Annotated in this window: 5 protein-coding genes; all 5 read left to right on the forward strand. The window is 70.8% G+C overall.

Features of this window, described 5'->3' with window-relative positions:
• The coding region (locus tag N865_RS21020) for a helix-turn-helix domain-containing protein (RefSeq protein ID WP_034810232.1) at window positions 1-184 on the forward strand (184 nt) is incomplete at its 5' end.
• A gap of 82 nt (window positions 185-266) precedes the next feature.
• Window positions 267-1,463 (forward strand): acyltransferase domain-containing protein, encoded by a 1,197-nt coding sequence (locus N865_RS21025; protein WP_034810233.1) that lies wholly within the window; start codon window positions 267-269, stop codon window positions 1,461-1,463.
• 101 nt (window positions 1,464-1,564) lie between these two features.
• The gene (locus tag N865_RS21030; RefSeq protein WP_051511203.1) at window positions 1,565-2,536 is read left to right on the forward strand and encodes a beta-ketoacyl-ACP synthase III; all 972 of its coding nucleotides are present in this window, start codon (window positions 1,565-1,567) and stop codon (window positions 2,534-2,536) included.
• A 92-nt stretch (window positions 2,537-2,628) separates the two neighbouring features.
• Entirely contained in the window at window positions 2,629-2,877 is a 249-nt protein-coding gene (locus N865_RS21035; RefSeq protein ID WP_034810235.1) for an acyl carrier protein, read from the forward strand.
• A gap of 175 nt (window positions 2,878-3,052) precedes the next feature.
• Window positions 3,053-4,303 (forward strand): beta-ketoacyl-ACP synthase II, encoded by a 1,251-nt coding sequence (gene fabF / locus N865_RS21040; RefSeq protein WP_034810236.1) that lies wholly within the window; start codon window positions 3,053-3,055, stop codon window positions 4,301-4,303.
• Window positions 4,304-4,328: the final 25 nt, after the last annotated feature.

Below are 4,328 nucleotides of genomic sequence, written 5' to 3' on the forward strand. Positions count from 1 at the left end.
GACGGCGCGCGCGCTCTTCGTCCACCCCAACACGGTCCGCTACCGCCTGGGTCGGATCACCGACTCGATCGGGTATGACCTCACCATCCCCCGCGAGGCGTGGGCCGTCCGCGTCGCGATCGCCCTGGGCCGGCTCGCCGAGTCGGTCGGGCCGGGGGTCCGCACCACGACTGAGCGCGATTAGGAGGTTTCCTCCAAACTATGTCTTCCGACTTGGTGACATTCGACGGCCCGGTCCTGACGGGTAACCAGCAAGGGTTAGGACCGTGCTAGCGATCGTCTGCCCTGGACAGGGCTCCCAGACCCCCGGTTTCCTCGCCCCTTGGCTCGAGCTGCCGGGGTTCCGCGACCGCATGAGCTGGCTCGGCGCGGTCGCCGGCCTCGACCTCATCGGCCACGGCACCGAGTCCGACGCCGAGACGATCAAGGACACGGCCGTCGCCCAGCCGCTCATCGTGAGCTCCGGGCTCGTCTCCCTCCTCGCCCTCTTCGAGCACCCGTCCGACGGCTTCCGCTCCGTCGCCGTCGCCGCCGGCCACTCCGTCGGCGAGATCACCGCGGCCGCGGCCAGCGGTGTCCTCACCGCTGAGCAGGCCATGGTCTTCGTCCGCGAGCGCGGCCGGGCGATGGCCGAGGCGAGCGCGGCCACCCCGACCGGGATGGCCGCTGTCGTCGGAGGCGAAGCCGACGAGGTCCTCGCGACGATCGAGCGCCACGGGCTCACGCCGGCCAACATCAACGGCGCCGGCCAGGTCGTCGCCGCCGGCACGCTCGAGCAGCTCGAGGCCCTCAAGGCGGACCCGCCGGCCAAGGCCCGCGTCATCCCGCTCCAGGTCGCCGGCGCCTTCCACACGCACCACATGGGCTCGGCCGTCGACCTCCTCGCCGGGCACGCGCGGGCCATCTCGACCCACGACGCGCGCGTCCGCCTGCTCTCCAACGCCGACGGCCACGTCGTGCAGGGCGGCCACGACGTCCTGCGGCGCCTCGTCAAGCAGGTGAGCAGCCCGGTCCGCTGGGACCTCTGCATGCAGACGATGCTCGACCTCGGCGTGACGGGCCTGATCGAGATCCCGCCGGCGGGGACCCTCGTCGGCCTGGCCAAGCGGGCCATGCCGGGCGTCGAGACTCTCGCCCTCAAGTCGCCCGACGACATCGAGGCCGCACAGCGGATGATCCGCGAGCACGGCACCGCCGACGCCGCCGACAACCCCGTCCACGCCGCGTCGACGCCCGCGCCGCGGCTCGTCATCGCCCCCTCGAAGGGCTCCGTCGAGCTCGAGCCGGTCGCAGCCGGCGACACCGTCGACCCGGGCGCGGTCGTCGCCCACGTCTCCACCCTGCGCGACACCTACGACGTCACGGCACCCCATGGCGGCCAGGTCATCGAGTGGCTCGTCGAGGACGGCGACCCCGTCTCGCCCGGCCAGCCCCTCCTCCGTCTCCACCCGCTCTCTCGATAAGGCTTCTCGTGACGTCTCCCACCACGTCCCCCACCCCCGGCCCGACCCCGAAGGGCACCGGCACCCTCGTCGACAACGGCGCCCCGCGCCACTCGCGCATCATGGGCGTCGGCGCCTACCGACCCGCTCGAGTCGTCATGAACTCCGAGATCGTCGACAAGATCGACTCCAGCGACGAGTGGATCCGTGAGCGCTCCGGCATCATCAGCCGGCACTTCGCCGCCGAGGACGAGAGCGTCATCGACATGGCCGAGGCCGCATCACGTCAGGCGCTCGAGCACGCCGGTGTCTCCCCCGAGCAGATCGGCTTCGTCCTCATCGCGACCGTGACGCACCCCTACCAGACCCCGGCCGCCGCGCCCGAGCTCGCCTCCCGTCTCGGCTCCACCGCGCCCGCCCTCGACATCTCGGCCGCCTGCGCCGGGTACTGCTACGGCGTGGCGATGGCCAGCGACATGGTCAAGGGCGGCTCGGCCGACTACGTCCTCGTCGTCGGCGTCGAGAAGCTGTCCGACTTCACCGACCCCTACGACCGCGGCAGCGCCTTCATCTTCGGCGATGGCGCGGGCGCGTGCGTCATCGGCCCCAGCGACACCCCGGGCATCGGCCCGACGGTGTGGGGCTCCGACGGCGCGCAGCGCGACGCCATCTCGCAGAAGCAGGCCTGGACCGAGGTCCGCGACTCGTGGCAGTCGGCGCAGGCCGACAAGAACGTCTGGCCCGCGATCGGCATGGCCGGCCAGACGGTGTTCCGGTGGGCCGTGTGGGGCATGGCGCCCGTGGCCCAGCAGGCCATCGACAAGGCAGGCATCAAGGCGGAGGACCTCGACGCCTTCATCCCGCACCAGGCCAACATCCGGATCATCGACGCGATGGTCAAGCAGCTCAAGCTGCCGGCCGACATCCCCGTCGCCCGCGACATCGTGACGACCGCCAACACCTCCGCGGCCTCGATCCCGATCGCGACGACCCGGATGCTCGCCGAGCGCGAGATCCCGAGCGGCGGCCTGGCCCTGCAGATCGGCTTCGGCGCCGGGCTTGTCTACGCGGCGCAGGTCGTCGTCCTGCCCTGACCGTCCCACGATTCCCGCCAGTCCCGACGGGTCATTCGGGGTAACCGGAAAAGACATCCACACGGATGACACCCACACCAAGGAGTAGACAGATGGCTCAGTCCGAGCAGGAGATCCTCGAGGGTCTTGCCGAGATCGTCAACGAGGAGACCGGTCTCGACACCGCATCCGTCGAGATGGACAAGTCCTTCACCGAGGACCTCGACATCGACTCCCTCTCGATGATGACGATCGTCGTCAACGCGGAGGAGAAGTTCGGCGTGCGCATCCCGGACAGCGAGGTCAAGAACCTCAAGACCGTCCGCGACGCCGTCACCTACATCGCCGGCGCCCAGGGCTGAGAATCCCACGCCGGGACCCGCGGGTGCCCGGTGCCCGACGCGGTCGGGCACCGGCCCCGCGAACCCGGCCCGGCGGCATACGGCCCCACCCTGAACCGCCCCCGCACGACATCTCGACACACACCTTCACGCACACCTTCACGCACATCTTCACGACTCAGAGGAGCACGTCACCATGACGTCCAATCGCGACCGACGCGTCGTGGTCACCGGCATCGGTGCGACCACGCCACTGGGCGGCACTGCCACGGAGACGTGGGAGGCCCTCCTGGCCGGGCGGTCCGGCGCCCGCCCGATGGACTTCGACTGGGTCTCGAAGTACGAGCTGCCCGTCACCTTCGCCGCGACCATCGCGACGCAGCCTGCCGAGGTGCTGACGAAGGTCGAGACCCGCCGTCTCGACCCCTCGAGCCAGTACGCCCTCATCGCCTCCCGCGAGGCGTGGGCCGACGCCGGCGCTCCCGAGGTCGACCCCGAGCGGCTGGGCGCCGCGATCGGCTCCGGTATCGGCGGGGTGTGGACGCTCCTCGACCAGTGGGACGTCCTCAAGGAGAAGGGACCCCGCCGGGTCTACCCCCTTGCCGTGCCGATGCTCATGCCCAATGGTCCCGCCGCGGCGGTCTCGCTCGACCTCGGCGCCCGCGCCGGGGCCCACACGACGGTCAGCGCCTGCGCGTCGGGGGCCGAGAGCATGGGTTACGCCATCGACATGATCCGCACGGGTCGCGCCGACGTCGTCGTCGCCGGCGGCACCGAGGCGGCGGTCCACGCGCTGCCCATCGCCGGTTTCGCCGCGATGCAGGCGCTCTCGACCCGCAACGACGAGCCGGAGAAGGCCTCGCGCCCCTACGACACCGGTCGTGACGGCTTCGTCCTCGGCGAGGGTGCCGCGGTCTTCGTGCTCGAGTCCGAGGAGCACGCGAAGGCCCGAGGCGCCCGGGTCTACGCGGAGCTCGCGAGCGTCGGCATGTCGGCCGACGCCCACCACATCACGGCTCCCGAGCCCAACGGGTCGGGCGCGTCGCGCGCCATGCTGTATGCCGTCGAGCGGGCTGACCTGTCGCCGACCGACATCATCCACATCAACGCCCACGCCACGTCGACCCCGGTCGGCGACGTCGCCGAGTACAACGCGATCAAGCGCGCCTTCGGTGACCACACGGACAACATCTCGGTGACGGCGACGAAGTCGATGACCGGGCACCTGCTCGGTGCGGCCGGTGCGCTCGAGGCGGTCATCACGGTCCTGTCCGTCTACCACCGGATCGTCCCCGCGACGATCAACCTCGACGACCAGGACCCCGAGATCCCGCTCAACGTCGTCAAGGGCGAGAACCTCAGGCTGCCCGACGGCGACATCGCCGCCCTCAACAACTCCTTCGGCTTCGGTGGCCACAACGTCGCCCTGGCCATTCGGAGCATCTAGGGCCTGTCTGTTAACCGGACGCGGT

It is taken from the genome of Intrasporangium oryzae NRRL B-24470, assembly GCF_000576595.1.
In the GTDB taxonomy this organism is placed as follows: domain Bacteria; phylum Actinomycetota; class Actinomycetes; order Actinomycetales; family Dermatophilaceae; genus Intrasporangium_C; species Intrasporangium_C oryzae.